Genomic DNA, 15,670 nt, shown 5'->3' on the forward strand with positions numbered 1-15,670 from the left:
GATCCGATCATTCGTGCCAAGGTTTTCATTTAAAGGAGGAAACGTTCAGATGAATAACAAAAGACAAACCATATGGTTAGTATCCATGCTTAGTTTGATGGTCATCCTGTCAGCTTATTATTTATTCACCGACGATTCGGGAACGAAAGCGCCGCCGGTTGCCGAGAGCACGCAAGTGGACGGTCAGAAGCCGGGCGCTGGACAAGAAGCAAACGGAACCGCAGGCGCTGGCGACGAGCTGGTTGTGAACGAAGTGCTTGAAGAAGGCACTGACGGTGACTCCGGTGCCAATGAGCAAGGCACTGATACGAGCGATACAGGTGCGGCCGGCACGGAAGATCCTGCAGAAGCAACACAAGGTGAGCAAGGGGATCAAGGAAAAGCCAGCGGTGAAGCTGGAAAAACGGAAGAGCCGGAAGTGAAGGAATCCCAAGAGGGGGCCGAGAACTCCAAAGACGCTAGCAGCACAGGCAAAGAGGGAGCCGAGGAATCCAAAGACACAAGCAGCACCAGCAACGGAAAGAAAACGGATGAAGAAGTGCTGGAGCAAGTGGCGGCCAATGCAACATCCGCAGCAGCTCAGTTGGAGTCCTATAAATTGGACCGCTCTCAAAAAAATATGAAATTATACGATGAGTTAATGACAAAGATCGACAATCATGAGAACAAGCCGGAGCAAACAGCTCAAGCAACCGAGCAGCTGAAAGCGGCCGAAGCAAAAGAGGAAGTGATTCTAAGCATCGAAGAAGCGCTGCAGCAGCAATACGGCAACGCCGTTGTGAAGGAAGAGAGCGAGAAGTATAATGTGGTCGTTCTGAGTGAAAAACTCGATGCCAAAGGTGCAGCCGGCATCGTGAGTCTTGTGATGAAGGAATTGAAGGTTTCGCCGGATAAAGTAACCGTTCAATATGTTGCGCCATAAGCTTGTCTGCAGATTTCAACATAAATCACGGATATACGATAAACCGAAAGAGTCTAAGGATTGCCTTGGGCTCTTTCTATTTCGCTCGATTGTGATATAATACTCTAAGCTATTGACTGACTGTCCTAAGCAAGGGCTTCCAAGAAAGTGAAGGAGTGAACGTCGATAATGTTTAAATTAAACGAAATCAAGGAACTTATTAAGCTGGTGGATCAAACTTCCGTGCATGAACTGGAAATTGAGAGCGAAGGTACACGCTTATCCATTAAGAAACCCAATGCAGCCGAGGTTGTTAACAACTATCAGGCAGCGCCGCAAGCGTATATACCGGCACAGCAAATGATGGCACCACAGATCGTACAGCCGAATACGGCAAATCAAGCACCTGCAGCGGCACCACAGCAGGATTCAGTGGAAGATAGCAACAGCTCATTACATAAAATCGTATCACCGATGGTAGGAACCTTCTATCGTTCCCCATCGCCTGAGGCCGGGCCGTTTGTCAGTCCCGGGGACAAGGTGACTGAGAAATCGACGGTCTGCATCATTGAGGCCATGAAACTGATGAATGAACTGGAAGCAGAGATCAAAGGCGAAATCGTAGAGGTTCTCGCTCAGAACGGTCAACTTGTAGAATTCGGGCAGCCTCTGTTTCTGGTGAAGCCGGAGTAATATGGAGGGACTCGCCAAGAACGAGAGTCGCAAGAGTCCGAAGGAGGTTACTGCATGACATTTCAAAAAGTGCTTATCGCGAACCGGGGAGAGATTGCCGTCCGTATCATCCGGGCTTGCCGGGAACTTGGCATCGCAACGGTTGCCGTATATTCAGAGCCGGACCGGGAATCCCTGCATGTTCGCTTGGCGGATGAGGCCTACTGCATCGGCCCTACGTTATCGAAAGACAGCTATTTGAATTTTACCAATATCATGAGCGTGGCCACACTGACCGAGTGTGACGCCATACATCCCGGTTACGGCTTTTTGGCCGAGAACGCGGATTTCGCGGAGATTTGTGAATCCTGCAACATTACCTTTATCGGTCCTTCCGCTGACGCGATCAACCGTATGGGAGACAAGGCTGTTGCGAAGCAGACGATGAAGGATGCAGGTGTTCCGGTTATTCCGGGATCCGACGGATTGGTCGAGGATCTGAATGAAGCCGTTATGCTTGCACGCGATATCGGATATCCCGTCATTATCAAAGCTACTGCAGGTGGCGGAGGTAAGGGTATTCGGATCGCCGAGGATGAAGAAACGCTGGTTAAACAGATTACAAACGCACAGCAGGAAGCTCAGAAGGCCTTCGGCAATGCAGGCGTATATCTGGAAAAATATCTGACCGGCATGAAACATGTAGAGATTCAAATTATCGCCGACAAACATGGCAACGCCGTGCATCTCGGGGAGCGTGACTGTTCTGTGCAGCGCCGGAGACAAAAGCTTGTTGAGGAAGCTCCTTGTCCGGTGCTAAGTGAAGAGGTACGCAGCCGGATGGGCGAAGCCGCCGTTCGTGCCGCGAAGGCCGTTAATTATTCCGGTGCAGGTACGCTTGAATTTTTGCTCGGCCAGGACGGTCAGTTCTACTTCATGGAGATGAACACGCGGATTCAGGTAGAGCATCCGGTGACCGAGATGGTGACCGGGGTTGATCTGATTCAGGAAATGATCTCCGTTGCCGAGGGCAACACGCTCTCTTTCACTCAAGAAGAAGTCGTTATTAACGGCTGGTCCATTGAGTGTCGGATTAATGCCGAGAATCCGGACAAGGGCTTTATGCCTGCCCCTGGAACCATTCAGTTCTATTTGCCGCCAGGAGGTCCTGGCGTGCGGGTAGACAGTGCGGCATATCCCGGTTATACCATTTCGCCTTATTATGATTCGATGATTGCCAAGCTGATTGTATGGGCGCCGACCCGCGATGAAGCCATCGCCAAGATGAAGCGCGCTTTGGCCGAATTCGAGATTGAAGGGATCTACTCAACCATCCCGTTCCATCAGAAACTGATGAACCATCCTACCTTCTTGAAGGGTGACTTTGATATTAAGTTTTTGGAAGAAAATGAGATTTGAAACCTTTGGCCAAGTTTGTCATAAACTTGGCCAAATGGTATAGTATGAGTAATAAGAGCGCATGCCTTATGCAGTTCAGGTGCATCCGCTAACTTATTCCGAAAGGTGTGTTGAGACAATGGCGGAAACTTTGCCTACAGAATTTGAACGTACAGATATCGGTGAGATTCAGATTGCACCGGAGGTTATTGAAGTCATCGCTGGACTTGCTACGGTAGAGGTGCGTGGGGTTGCAGGGATGAGCGGAGGCTTTGCAGGCGGCATTGCCGAACTGCTCGGACGCAAGAATTTATCCAAGGGTGTCAAAGTGGAAGTTGGACAACGGGAGGCTGCTGTTGACGTATCCGTTATCGTGGAGTATGGCCATCGTCTTCCTGAAGTAGCCGGAGAAATCCAGCGCAACGTGAAACGTTCGATCGAGAATATGACAGGGCTTACGGTAATTGAAGTCAATGTACATATTCATGATGTCCATTTCATGAAAGCCGTGGAGAAGACGGAAGAATTGGATCTTGCTCAACGCGTGAAATAGAATAGTTTCAGGCTAGCCCTGGGCAGCGATGTCGAGGGTTTCATCTAATTTTAAGGAGGCTGTGCTGAATCGTGGCCAAAATAATGGACAGACTTTTGCTGTTTATCTACAGCTTAAGTATCGGTGTTATATCCGTAGTTGCCATCCTCCTGTTGAGTGGCGCTGTTCCGTATGAATTAACGAGTGTTCAGGAACAACGCCTTTTCTGGGCTGGAATTATCGTAGCTGCGGTTTTGTTTTTACTGAGCATCCGTTTCTTCTTCATCTCCGTAAGGCGTGATCGCTCGAACTTGAATTCCATCGATCAGCGCACGGAATTTGGCGACATCCAAATCTCTGTGGAGACGATCGAGAATCTCTGCCTGAAGGCGGCTTCGCGCGTCCGGGGAGTCAAGGATTTGAAATCCCGGATCAAGGTATCCCAATCGGGTCTTGATATTGCGATTCGTGCCGTGGTTGATGGTGAGGAATCCATTCCTACACTGACAACGGAAGTGCAGAAGCAGGTGCATGACTTTGTTGAAGATACAACAGGAATACCCGTGTCATCCGTATCCGTATATATTGCTAACGTGGTTCAGGCACCAAGCTTCAAGAGCCGCGTGGAATAGAGGTGAGCTTCCCCAATGCCTTGGAAAGAAATATGGGAGAGTCACAGAGGAAGAATTGCCGGGGTGACCGGCGGGCTTGTGTGCGGACTGATTTACTTATTATCCGGTTTTTGGGATATGCTGTTCTTTGCATTAGTGGTATTTATCGGCTATATATTTGGCAAGCGCAAGGATCTGAAGGAAGGTTCCATGTTCCACTTTCAGGAATGGGGACGATGGCTTTCCGAGCGCTGGCGGCCGTTTAAATGAACCCTGTGATATGCTTTCTCCGGAAAAAATGCTGAGGACAGGTGTCGTGCGCCTTTTTTGCGGAGAGAGATATTCACAGGTTTTTTTTTGGCGTTTTAATTGTTGTCAAGTCTTGACGGCAAATGGATCATACTAATTAGAAAAATGGATTCAGCAGGGTCCACAGGAGGAACATAATGAAAAGACGTGTAGCAAGAGAGATTGTCGTTCAAAGCCTGTACCAGATGGAGATGAACGAAGTCGACAGTGTGGAAGCCGTGTCGATGCTGCTCTCGGAAGCGGCCGAAGAAAATGAGACCGAGCGGGTCATCGGCGACGAAGTTCAAATGAAGGAGTATGTGCTGCAATTGGTCAATGGAACATGGGAATCCAAGGATTCGATTGATGCACTGCTCGCTCATTATTTGAAAGGCTGGCAGGTAAGTCGTCTTTCCCGTGTGGATCGTCAAATCCTGCGTCTGGCTGTATATGAACTGACATCCCGTGAAGATGTGCCTGGCAAGGTAGCTGTGAATGAAGCGATTGAGTTGTCCAAGCATTTCGGAACCGAGGAATCAGGGAAGTTCGTCAACGGTGTACTTGGCCGGATGATTCAGGAGCTGGATCAAGTCAAGGTGAAGCTGCGTCAGTCTTAATCTGTACGCTTAAGCTAAGCTTGAATCGGCATCATTCAATCATAATGGAGGAGAGATTAGGATGACAGCAGCAACGATAATTAGCGGGAAACAGATTTCCGAAGAAATTCGCAAGGGGATTGCGTTAGAAGTAGAACAATTGTCCAAGCAGAATTTACGTCCTGGTTTGGCTGTTGTACTTGTAGGTGATGATCCGGCTTCGCATGTTTACGTACGCAACAAGGAGAAGGCATGTCAGGATCTGGGCTTTTATTCCGAGGTGCACCGTCTTTTCGCGGAATCCAGCCAGGAAGAAGTGCTGGCGCTCGTGGACAAGCTTAACGCACAGGAATCCATTCACGGAATTTTGGTCCAGCTCCCATTGCCAAAGCACATCCATGAGAAGGCCGTCATTGATGCGATCGCAGTGGAAAAGGACGTGGACGGTTTCCATCCAGTTAATGTGGGTAACCTCGTAATAGGCGATGACAGTCTGCTGCCGTGCACGCCTGCCGGCGTGATTGAAATGATCAAGCGGACTGGCATCGAGATTGCAGGCAAGCATGCGGTTGTAATCGGGAGATCCAACATCGTTGGCAAACCGGTATCACTTCTCCTCCAGCGCGAGAACGCCACCGTTACGATGTGTCACTCCCGCACGGGGAATATGGCTGAAATCGCTCGCCAAGCGGATATCCTAGTCGTTGCAATTGGCAGAGCGAATATGATTGATGCCAGTTATGTGAAGCCGGGTGCTGTTGTAATTGATGTCGGCATGAACCGTTTGGAGAACGGGAAGCTTGCCGGGGACGTGGACTTTGAGAGCGTGAAGGAAGTGTCCGGTCCGATTACTCCGGTTCCTGGAGGCGTGGGCCCTATGACCATCACGATGCTCATGCAGAATACCTTGATAGCCGCCAAAAGGCTCAATGGGTTGAGCTGATATGAAGTCGGCAGATCCAGGACGAGTATTATCCGTTAAGGATTTAAACCGTTATATCCGCATGAAAATGGAAGGCGATTCGAGGCTCTCCGACGTATGGATCCGCGGTGAAATTTCGAATTTCACCCATCACTCCAGCGGACATATGTACTTTACCTTAAAGGATGAAGGCAGCCGGATTCGTGCGATCATGTTTGCGACTCATAACCAGAGGCTCCCTTTTATACCGAAGGAAGGCTCGCGCGTCATTGCCCGGGGCAATGTGTCGGTATATGAACGAGATGGTCAATATCAATTCTATGCGGTTCAAATGCAGCCCGACGGGATCGGCAGTTTGTACCTTGCTTATGAACAGCTGAAGTCGAAGCTGGAGGAAGAGGGCTTGTTTGCAGCCGAGCGCAAGCGGCCTCTGCCGCGTTATCCCAAGACAATTGGTGTTATTACCTCACCGACGGGTGCCGCGGTTCGGGATATTATGATTACGATCCGGAGACGGTACCCACAGGCGAGAGCCATTCTTTATCCGGTGCTGGTTCAAGGCAAAGGGGCTGCTCCTTCGATCGTGAAGGGTATTCGGACGATGAATGACATGGCTGAGGCGGATGTGCTCATCGTTGGGCGCGGCGGCGGATCACTGGAAGAGCTGTGGGCGTTTAATGAGGAGATCGTTGCAAGAGCTATTTATCAATCCGATATTCCCGTCATTTCGGCCGTTGGACACGAAACGGATTTTACGATCGCCGATTTTGTTGCAGATTTACGAGCCGCAACGCCGACGGCCGCCGCTGAACTTGCGGTACCGAGCAGCGCGGAACTGAGAGGGCAGCTTGTTCAAAGACAGCGTCAGCTGAACCAGGGACTTCAGCAGCGTCTTCAGCGGAGTCGTGAACGTTTATTTTCGCTCCAGCGTTCCCCGGTTCTGGTTCATCCCCGCCGGTATATGCTTCAACATGCCGAACGTTTGGACATGCTGTCCCAGCGGCTGCAGGGGAACCTCAAATCCCGGCTATCCCTGGTCCGCCAGCGACAAAAATCACTGCATCAGGGATTAATCCGGTATAATCCGCGAACCCAAGCGGAGTTTGCCGCGAGAAGAAAAGATCAGGCCAACCGGCAGTTAATGAATGCGATGCAGTCGATCATGAAATCCAAGGTATCTCAGCTGCAAACCGAAATGAGGCATCTCGATGCGCTCAGTCCGCTGAAAATTATGTCCAGAGGATATAGCCTCGTGTACGACGAGGCAGAACAAAAGCTTGTCAAATCCATCGAAGATGTTCAGTTAGGCGATTTGGTTAACGTGAGGGTCAGCGACGGACAGCTGCAGTGTCAAGTGTGGGGAATGAAGGAGGATGAAGAGAATGGCGAATGAAACATTGGAGATCAGCTTTGAAGAAGCGATGGCGCAGCTCGAGACGATTGTAGAGCAGTTGGAAGATGGAGATGTGCCGCTGGAAAAAGCAATCGATTTATTTCAACAGGGCATGAAGCTGTCGCAGATGTGCAGCAAAAAGCTGGAGCAGGTTGAGCAAAAAATCGAAATGATCGTGGAAGAAGGCGGAGAACTGAAGCGTAAGCCTTTTGGCGGGACGCTGGATGAGACAGGTGAACTGGGTGAATAACAGACTTCCGATTCATCAATATATGAATGAGATTTGGGACAGACTGGATAGCGAGTTAACAAATCTTTTTCCGCCAGGTTGGAAAGTTCCTGAAACCCTTCGCCAGTCCATGTCGTATTCTTTAATGGCAGGCGGCAAGCGAATGCGTCCGCTGCTTGTCATTGCGGCATGCGAGGCCGGAGGCGGCAACCGTTATGCTGCTCTTCCAGTCGCTTGCGCCGTTGAGATGGTCCATACATATTCCCTTATCCACGACGATCTTCCAGCGATGGATGATGACGATTATCGCCGCGGCAAGCCAACGAATCATAAGGTTTTTGGCGAAGCGAGCGCTATTTTGGCCGGCGATGCCTTGCTGACGCATGCCTTTTACAGCGTAATCCAGGCTGCCAGAAAGCATGGTGTTCCAGCTGAGCGCGTGCTGTCGATTGTGGAGGATCTTGCGGAGTATGCAGGTCCGCGGGGGATGGTAGGCGGTCAGGTTGCCGATATGGAGGGTGAACAAGGGATAACGACGCTGGAGCAGCTTGAGTATATTCACCTGCATAAGACGAGTGATCTGATTATGTTCTCGCTTATGGCCGGCGGGCATATTGCCGGGTGCTCGGAATCCCAGATTGAATCCTTGCGAACTTTCGGGCATCATATCGGCCTTGCTTTTCAGATTCAAGATGATATCCTGGATCTGGTCGGGGATGAGTCCAAGCTTGGGAAGCCGGTACAAAGCGATGTGAAACAGGAAAAAGTAACGTATCCGTACTTCATCGGTTTGGACGCATCAAGGCGTGAAGTTGAGCGCCTGACAGCAGAAGCCAAGCGGGTCATTTCCGAAGGGAAATTCAATGATCCCTCCAGATTGCTGGAGATCGCCGATTTCCTGATGGCGCGGGATCACTAAGCACGCTTTACATGCAAACGGTTTTTTTGTGATATAATGTCTGTTAATGGCTGATTTCATATCAGCTGAAGAACGTAAACTTAATCAAGGAAAGCGGGGAGATTCTTCGTGCTTCTTCCAAATATCAAGCATCCCGAACAACTTAAACATCTATCGGTGGACGAACTCGAGGATTTAGCAGGACAAATCCGTCATTTTCTAATCGAAAAGCTGTCCGTTACCGGTGGCCATCTTGCACCGAATCTGGGAGTGGTTGAACTCACGCTGGCCTTGCACTATTGCTTTGACAGCCCTCGTGACAAGATCATATATGACGTGGGCCATCAAGCCTATGTACACAAGATATTGACCGGACGAATGGATAAATTTGATACGCTCCGTAAATACAAAGGCTTGTGCGGCTTCGTAAAGCGTTCCGAAAGCGAGCATGATGTCTGGGAAGCCGGGCACAGCAGCACCTCGCTGTCTGCCGCAATGGGTATGGCGATGGCGCGTGATTTGAAAGGTGAGAACAACCGGGTGATCGCCTTGATCGGTGACGGTGCCCTTACCGGCGGCATGGCGTTTGAAGCGCTCAACCATATTGGCCATGAGCAGAAAAAGCTGATGGTCATCCTGAATGACAATGAAATGTCGATTGCACCGAATGTGGGTGCCATGCATAACTACTTAAGCAAGATCCGATCTGATCGTTATTATCTTCGTGCCAAGGACGAAGTGGAAATGCTCCTGAAGAAAATTCCTGCCATCGGCGGCAAACTGGCCAAGACGGCAGAGAAGATGAAGGACAGCCTTAAATATATGATGGTTCCCGGCGTTTTATTCGAGGAACTCGGATTTACCTATCTGGGCCCTGTAGACGGACATGATCTGAACAAACTGATCGATACGTTAAAGCAGGCCGACAATGTGGATGGACCCGTTCTGATTCATGCCGTAACAACCAAAGGCAAGGGATACCGACCGGCTGAATCCGATTCTCATAAATGGCATGGGATCACGCCTTATAAGATTGAATCCGGCCAAGTCCTTAAAGCGGTAGGAAATCCGATGTACACGGAAGTATTCGGACAGACGCTGGTTGAGCTGGGGGAACAGGACGAGCGAATCGTGGCCGTTACGCCGGCGATGCCGGGCGGCTCCGGCTTGATCCCGTTCAGCAAGAAATTCCCTGATCGTATGATCGATGTGGGGATTGCCGAGCAGCACGCCGCGACCTTGTGCGCAGCATTGGCAATGGAAGGCATGAAGCCTGTATTTGCGGTGTATTCCACGTTTATGCAGCGTGCGTACGACCAAATCGTGCATGATATTTGCCGCCATAACGCCAACGTGATGTTTGCGATTGACCGTGCCGGCTTTGTTGGTGCAGATGGCGAAACCCATCAAGGGGTATACGATGTAGCCTTCATGCGTCATATCCCGAATATCGTCATTATGATGCCAAAAGACGAGAACGAGCTTCGTCATATGATGAAAACAGCGCTCGATTATAATGAGGGACCTATCGCTTACCGATACCCCCGGAACAATGTGCGCGGCGTTCCAATGGACACCGAACTGGTGCCGATTCCTATCGGGACTTGGGAAGTCGTTCGTCCTGGCGAAGGATACGCGATTCTGGCATCCGGTCCTATGGTTCAGTTGGCCGAGGAAGCTGCGGAGCAGCTCAAGCGGGAAGGCATTACGGTGGAAGTCGTAAATGCCCGATTCCTTAAACCGCTTGATGGAGGCATGCTGCGGAATCTGGCAGAGACGGGGACATCCATGCTGGTTCTGGAGGAAGTTTCGCAAGCAGGTAGTATGGGCAGCGCGGTACTGGAGTTCTTTGCGGAGCAGGGAATCCATGATGCGGTCGTATCTTTAATGGGGATCGAAGACCGGTTTATCGAGCATGGCAGCATACCGCAGCAGCGCGAAGAAGTAGGGCTGACATTGGAATCGGTTTGTCAGGAGATCCGGAGCTTGAAGAATGCCCGGACAGCCGGGCTCGGCAAGAGAAGTTTTATGTCTTAGTAAACCATCGGGAGTATAATATGGATTCATCTCAGAAAGAACGAATTGATGTCCTGCTCGTGGAGCAAGGATATTATGAGAGTCGCGAAAAAGCCAAGGCCGCGATTATGGCGGGTCTGGTCTATGCCGGAACCGAGCGGATCGAGAAAGCCGGCATGAAAATTCCGAGGACGTCCGAATTGAAAGTCAAAGGCTCGGTTCATCCCTATGTCAGCCGTGGAGGATTAAAGCTTGAGAAAGCGATTCGTTCATTCGACATCGATATGAAGGGGCGCACGATGCTGGATATCGGCTCTTCGACTGGCGGCTTCACGGATTGCGCGCTCCAGCACGGGGCAAGTTATGTGTATGCGATCGACGTCGGTTATAACCAGTTGGATTGGTCGCTGCGTAACGATGAACGCGTGTGTGTCATGGAGCGAACCAATTTCCGCTATATGACACCGGATGACCTGAATGGCCCTCAGCCTGATTTTGCCAGCATTGACGTCTCGTTTATATCCCTTCGCATCATTTTACCGCCTTTGAAGATGCTCCTGGGTAAACCAGGAGATGTAGCTGCTCTGATCAAGCCTCAATTTGAGGCAGGGCGGGAGAAGGTGGGTAAGTCCGGCGTGGTTCGTGATCCGAAGGTTCACAGGGAAGTCTTGACGCAAGTGCTGACTTTTGCTGATGAAATTGGGTTCAAATTAAAAAACCTGACATTCTCTCCGATTACGGGTGGAGAAGGCAATATAGAATTCCTGGCCCACTGGCGATTAGAGCCGGAGGTTTCTGAAAGCTCGGAAGAACCGACTCAAGCAGATGGACAAGAACCTGTCCATTTGAGTCAATGGATTGATACCGTCGTAACGCAAGCGGCTCATACATTCACAGGAAACTCATCGAAATGATGGGTTTCTTTTGCTGAAAAAGAGGAATTTATGTTCTCATACGCGAATACAAAATTCGAGGTGAGAGGATGAATGAGCGTTATGATTGGTTATTAATGATATTGCTTGGTGTCGTCATAGCCTTGCTTATCGGTTATAGGCTGAATCGTTGGCTAATGTCGCCATCACCGGATCGACTGCCGGGCATCCCGATAAATGAACACATTCCAGAACACCCAGCGATTGGGATGCTCGAACAAGAAGGATATGACGTCGTTGGGGGTAAAGTAAAAATAAACTTGTCATTTGAAACGGGGCATAGACCCATCTTGAGTCGGTTGTTTATCGATTACATTGCATCCGATGACAGTGGTGAGCTGTACATGGTGAAGCTGGCACGGGAACGGATGCCGGTCGACTGGACGGGCTCGGGCATTCGCGATCGGTTGATGCCGTTTTTGCTGCTGTATCCCGAATGTGCCGGGCTGCTCTACATTAATGTGAACGAGAAGTCGATTCACCGTTTAAGCATGGATTGGTCGGACGAAGAATGGATTGGTCAGGATGATTACAACAGTTAATACTCAGGAGGCTCTTTATGAAGGGACAACGCCATATTAAAATCAGGGATATTATTACCCACCAGGATATTGAGACACAGGATGAGCTTGTGGACGCATTGCGTGCGGAAGGTTTTCAGGTTACTCAAGCTACGATTTCACGTGATATCAAAGAACTGCTGCTCATTAAGGTGCCTACAGATGATGGGCGATATAAATACTCCATGCCGACAGATCAGCGTTATAACCCTGTACAGAAGCTCAAAAGAGCGCTTGTCGATAATTTTGTTTACATTGACCGTACCGGTAATCTTGTCGTCATGAAATGCTTGCCTGGAACAGCCAATTCCGTTGCCGTGCTGCTCGATAATATGGAGTGGACCCAGATCATGGGGACCATTTGCGGCGATGACACGATATTGCTGATTTGCCGAACGGAAGATGACGGAGAACATGTGGTTACCCAAATCAAAAATTTCATTTCGTAATAAATATTTGTGACTCATTGGCAATTTTAAGCAGTAGCGGAGGTGGGAAACATGTTAAACACGCTATCCATTCGGAATCTTGCGGTTGTAGAAAGCGTGGATGTGCATTTTTATCCGGGATTTCACGTACTGACGGGGGAAACCGGAGCAGGTAAGTCCATCATTATCGATGCGCTGGGATTAATTGCCGGCGGCCGCGGCTCGGCTGAGCTGATTCGCTACGGGTGCGACAAAGCGGAGATTGAGGCTCTGTTTGAGCTGCCTGCGCAGCACCCCGTATGGGAAACACTGAAGAAGCTGGGTGTTGAAGCGGATCCGGAAGAGCATTTATTGATTCGGAGAGAACTGACATCTCAAGGGAAAAGCACGTCGCGTATTAACGGACAGCTGCTGAATTTAAGCATGCTGCGTGAAGTTGGAGAAAAGCTCATTAATATTCATGGCCAGCATGAGCATCAAAGCTTGCTGCGTTCAGAGCAGCATATGAGTCTTCTGGACACATACGGAGATAAAGTCATCGGGCCTGCCAAACGGAAATATCAAGAATTGTACGGCGAATTCAGCAAAGTGGAGCGGGAGCTCAGGGACCTGCAGGAGACCAGCCAGAAGGCCTATCAAATGCTGGATATGTATCGGTTTCAGCTCGAGGAGATCGCGGCCGCGGAGCTAAAATCCGGTGAGGATGAGGAATTGTCCGAAGAAAGAACCAAGCTGTCCCACAGCGAGAAGATGATGGATTCCGTTGCCGGAGCATACGACCTATTGTACGGATCTTCGGGTCTGGAATCCGTCAGCCGTGCCCTATCCAGATTGGAGGATGTGTCCGGCTACGATGAGAAGGGGTTAAAGCCGCTTGTTGAGCAGCTGCAATCCGCGTATTATCAGCTGGAGGATGCGGTTTTCCAGCTGAGGGATTATCGCGACAGCATTGAATTCAATCCGGAACGGCTGAATGAAATTGAACTTCGTTTAGATATGATCTCCGGATTGCGACGAAAATATGGGGATAATGTTGAGCAAATTCTGGAATACTACGTGAGAATTCAGCAGGAAACCGATATGCTGGAGAATAAGGACGAGTTTATACAAGCGATGGAACAGCGCCGTGACGAGTTGTTAAGCGTGCTGCTGGTTAGCGCGAAAGAGCTTAGTATTGCCCGCAAGCAATGTGCGCAAGATTTAGCACGGCAGGTGGAGGGAGAACTAAAGGATCTTCAAATGGAACGCACCTCGCTTGAGGTTCGCATGGAACTGCAGCTGGATCCTAACGGTTACGAATATGAAGGACATAAAGTAAGGTTGACCAGACAAGGTATGGATACGGCCGAATTCCTCATATCCGCCAATCCGGGTGAACCTCTGCGTCCGCTTGCCAAAATTGCTTCGGGTGGAGAAATGTCCAGAATTATGCTGGCGATGAAGAGTATATTTGCCCGTCATGATCAAATACCGGTCTTAATCTTTGATGAAGTCGACACAGGTGTCAGTGGAAGGGCTGCCCAATCGATTGCGGAGAAGCTGTTTTTGCTGGCTAAAACCTGTCAGGTGTTCTCCATAACGCATTTACCGCAGGTCGCTTGCATGGCGGATCATCAGTATTTAATCGAGAAGAAGCTGGAAGCCTCCAGAACGATGACGCAAGTAGAAAACCTGACTGAAGAGGGGCGTGTAAAAGAGCTTGCACGAATGCTTGGCGGAGTCGAGATCACTCAAAAGACACTTCATCATGCCCAAGAAATGCTCAATCTGGCGGCAGCGCAAAAGGCTTCCAGAACGGCTCTGGGTCAATGATTGACAGTTATAAATCCTTAAGGGCAGGGTAACTTAAAGGTACGCAATTGGCGACCACCTTTTCGTCAAGCGAAAGAAGAAAAAGGGAGCGTGACAGCCATTGAAGCCCAACCTCAGGAGAAAACTGCTCGGTTTCGTTCTTGCTTTCCTTCTTTGTTTCATTGGAACTGCTGATCCAGTCCAGTCTTTTGCTTCATTGCCTAATGAGCTGAGATTGATTTCCGGTCAGCAGTCCCGCCTTGATGTAGCCATGCCTGTTCAAGCCCTCGCTTCAGTTGATCGCCCGGATGTCCTGCAGCTCAACGGCTCCCGCGAGTCAAAACTTCAAGTATCGCTAAAGCATCCACTGCAGCTGAACCCCCAGCAAAGCGGAAATGCGGAAGTAACCCTGAAATTATTTGGTAAAATTCCTCTGAAGACAGTTCATGTGAAGGTGATCCCGGAGCTCAAGGTCATTCCTGGAGGCCAAACCATCGGTGTCAAAGTGAAATCCTCCGGTATACTGGTCGTTGGACATCATCTGGTACGCGTTCAAAACGGTGCTAAAGTGTCTCCTGGAGAAGCAGCTGGCTTGAAGGTTGGCGATCTGCTGACCACGATGGATGGAATGCCGCTTAATGATGTGACTAAGGTTGCTGATATCGTCGAGAAGGCTGGTAAAGCTAATAAGCCACTGGATATCTCCTTTAAGCGGGGCGGCAAAGTAATGGCAACAAAACTGAGTCCGGCATATGATCAAGAAGATCAAAGCTGGCGTCTTGGTCTGTATATCCGTGATTCTGCAGCAGGGGTAGGAACCTTAACTTTCTATGCGCCTCATCAGAAAGTTTATGGAGCTTTAGGCCATGTTATCACCGATATGAATACTCAAACACCCATTGATGTCGGAAGCGGACAGATTGTTCAGTCCAACGTTACATCCATTAGTCGAAGTGAAGAAGGCGAGCCGGGGGAAAAACGGGCCACCTTCACAAAAGACGGCAAGATTTTGGGCAATGTCGAGCGCAATACCCATTTTGGCATCTTCGGTAAAATGAATAATCTTCCTGAACACGGTCTGTATCAGGAGCCCATTCCCGTAGCCTTATCCCATGAGGTCAAGGAAGGACCGGCAGAGATTTTAACTGTCGTTGAAGGGCAGGATGTTGAACGCTTTACAGTGGAGATTGTTCATGTGTCCAAGCAGGATGCTCCTGCAACGAAAGGGCTTGTGCTTCGTATCACCGACCCGAGACTGCTTAAGAAGACAGGCGGGATCGTACAAGGCATGAGCGGTAGTCCGATCGTTCAGGATGGCAAGCTGATTGGAGCGGTAACGCACGTTTTTGTTAATGATCCTAAATCGGGGTATGGATGCTTTATTGAATGGATGCTTCAGGACTCTGGCATACTACAATCTACAGAATCAACTCCTCAAAATCTTAAGGCAGGTTAATGCCTTGAGATTTTTTGTCGTAAAATAACGAATTAGAGATTAATTTG

At 49.7% G+C, this 15,670-nt stretch carries 17 protein-coding genes; all 17 read left to right on the forward strand.

From position 1 onward, the window contains the following. The first annotated feature begins 49 nt into the window (after nt 1-49). The 17 genes from MKY82_RS11215 (at nt 50) to spoIVB (ending at nt 15,623) form a co-directional block, all read left to right on the forward strand. Complete coding sequence (locus tag MKY82_RS11215; RefSeq protein WP_194541866.1) at nt 50-922, forward strand: SpoIIIAH-like family protein; 873 nt, start codon at nt 50-52, stop codon at nt 920-922. Between the two features lie 168 nt (nt 923-1,090). Then, nucleotides 1,091-1,594, forward strand: coding sequence for an acetyl-CoA carboxylase biotin carboxyl carrier protein (gene accB, locus MKY82_RS11220; RefSeq protein ID WP_071223851.1), 504 nt, complete (start codon nt 1,091-1,093; stop codon nt 1,592-1,594). Between the two features lie 54 nt (nt 1,595-1,648). After that, nucleotides 1,649-2,992 (forward strand): acetyl-CoA carboxylase biotin carboxylase subunit, encoded by a 1,344-nt coding sequence (gene accC / locus MKY82_RS11225; protein WP_194541867.1) that lies wholly within the window; start codon nt 1,649-1,651, stop codon nt 2,990-2,992. Between the two features lie 118 nt (nt 2,993-3,110). Beyond that, a complete protein-coding gene (locus MKY82_RS11230) occupies nt 3,111-3,524 on the forward strand; it encodes an Asp23/Gls24 family envelope stress response protein (RefSeq protein ID WP_071223853.1) in 414 nt (137 codons plus the stop codon). A 71-nt stretch (nt 3,525-3,595) separates the two neighbouring features. Then, nucleotides 3,596-4,135, forward strand: coding sequence for an alkaline shock response membrane anchor protein AmaP (gene amaP, locus MKY82_RS11235; protein WP_113057003.1), 540 nt, complete (start codon nt 3,596-3,598; stop codon nt 4,133-4,135). Between the two features lie 15 nt (nt 4,136-4,150). After that, a complete protein-coding gene (locus MKY82_RS11240) occupies nt 4,151-4,384 on the forward strand; it encodes a DUF2273 domain-containing protein (protein ID WP_113057002.1) in 234 nt (77 codons plus the stop codon). A gap of 176 nt (nt 4,385-4,560) precedes the next feature. Next, nucleotides 4,561-5,019 (forward strand): transcription antitermination factor NusB, encoded by a 459-nt coding sequence (gene nusB / locus MKY82_RS11245; protein WP_194541868.1) that lies wholly within the window; start codon nt 4,561-4,563, stop codon nt 5,017-5,019. A gap of 61 nt (nt 5,020-5,080) precedes the next feature. Next, a complete protein-coding gene (gene folD / locus MKY82_RS11250; protein ID WP_339296107.1) occupies nt 5,081-5,941 on the forward strand; it encodes a bifunctional methylenetetrahydrofolate dehydrogenase/methenyltetrahydrofolate cyclohydrolase FolD in 861 nt (286 codons plus the stop codon). Between the two features lies 1 nt (nt 5,942). After that, nucleotides 5,943-7,313 (forward strand): exodeoxyribonuclease VII large subunit, encoded by a 1,371-nt coding sequence (xseA, locus tag MKY82_RS11255; RefSeq protein WP_220685911.1) that lies wholly within the window; start codon nt 5,943-5,945, stop codon nt 7,311-7,313. Further along, on the forward strand, nt 7,303-7,563 hold the full coding sequence (gene xseB / locus MKY82_RS11260; RefSeq protein WP_009591232.1) for an exodeoxyribonuclease VII small subunit: 261 nt from the start codon (nt 7,303-7,305) through the stop codon (nt 7,561-7,563). The genes xseA and xseB overlap by 11 nt, the downstream gene beginning before the upstream one ends. Continuing rightward, entirely contained in the window at nt 7,538-8,461 is a 924-nt protein-coding gene (locus MKY82_RS11265; RefSeq protein ID WP_339223014.1) for a polyprenyl synthetase family protein, read from the forward strand. Before xseB ends, MKY82_RS11265 begins: the two co-directional genes overlap by 26 nt. A 108-nt stretch (nt 8,462-8,569) precedes the next feature. Further along, nucleotides 8,570-10,477: a 1-deoxy-D-xylulose-5-phosphate synthase gene (dxs, locus tag MKY82_RS11270; protein ID WP_339223016.1), complete on the forward strand. Its 1,908-nt coding sequence runs from the start codon at nt 8,570-8,572 to the stop codon at nt 10,475-10,477. Between the two features lie 20 nt (nt 10,478-10,497). Beyond that, nucleotides 10,498-11,370, forward strand: coding sequence for a TlyA family RNA methyltransferase (locus MKY82_RS11275; RefSeq protein ID WP_216530922.1), 873 nt, complete (start codon nt 10,498-10,500; stop codon nt 11,368-11,370). 68 nt (nt 11,371-11,438) lie between these two features. Next, the gene (locus MKY82_RS11280) at nt 11,439-11,930 is read left to right on the forward strand and encodes a hypothetical protein (RefSeq protein ID WP_339296108.1); all 492 of its coding nucleotides are present in this window, start codon (nt 11,439-11,441) and stop codon (nt 11,928-11,930) included. A gap of 17 nt (nt 11,931-11,947) precedes the next feature. Then, on the forward strand, nt 11,948-12,397 hold the full coding sequence (argR, locus tag MKY82_RS11285) for a transcriptional regulator ArgR (RefSeq protein WP_071223861.1): 450 nt from the start codon (nt 11,948-11,950) through the stop codon (nt 12,395-12,397). A 51-nt stretch (nt 12,398-12,448) separates the two neighbouring features. Next, the gene (gene recN, locus MKY82_RS11290; protein WP_194541874.1) at nt 12,449-14,188 is read left to right on the forward strand and encodes a DNA repair protein RecN; all 1,740 of its coding nucleotides are present in this window, start codon (nt 12,449-12,451) and stop codon (nt 14,186-14,188) included. Nucleotides 14,189-14,288: 100 nt separating this feature from the next. Then, on the forward strand, nt 14,289-15,623 hold the full coding sequence (spoIVB, locus tag MKY82_RS11295) for a SpoIVB peptidase (RefSeq protein WP_194541875.1): 1,335 nt from the start codon (nt 14,289-14,291) through the stop codon (nt 15,621-15,623). Nucleotides 15,624-15,670: the final 47 nt, after the last annotated feature.

Source organism: Paenibacillus sp. FSL W7-1279, assembly GCF_037969845.1.
Taxonomy (GTDB): domain Bacteria; phylum Bacillota; class Bacilli; order Paenibacillales; family Paenibacillaceae; genus Paenibacillus_AQ.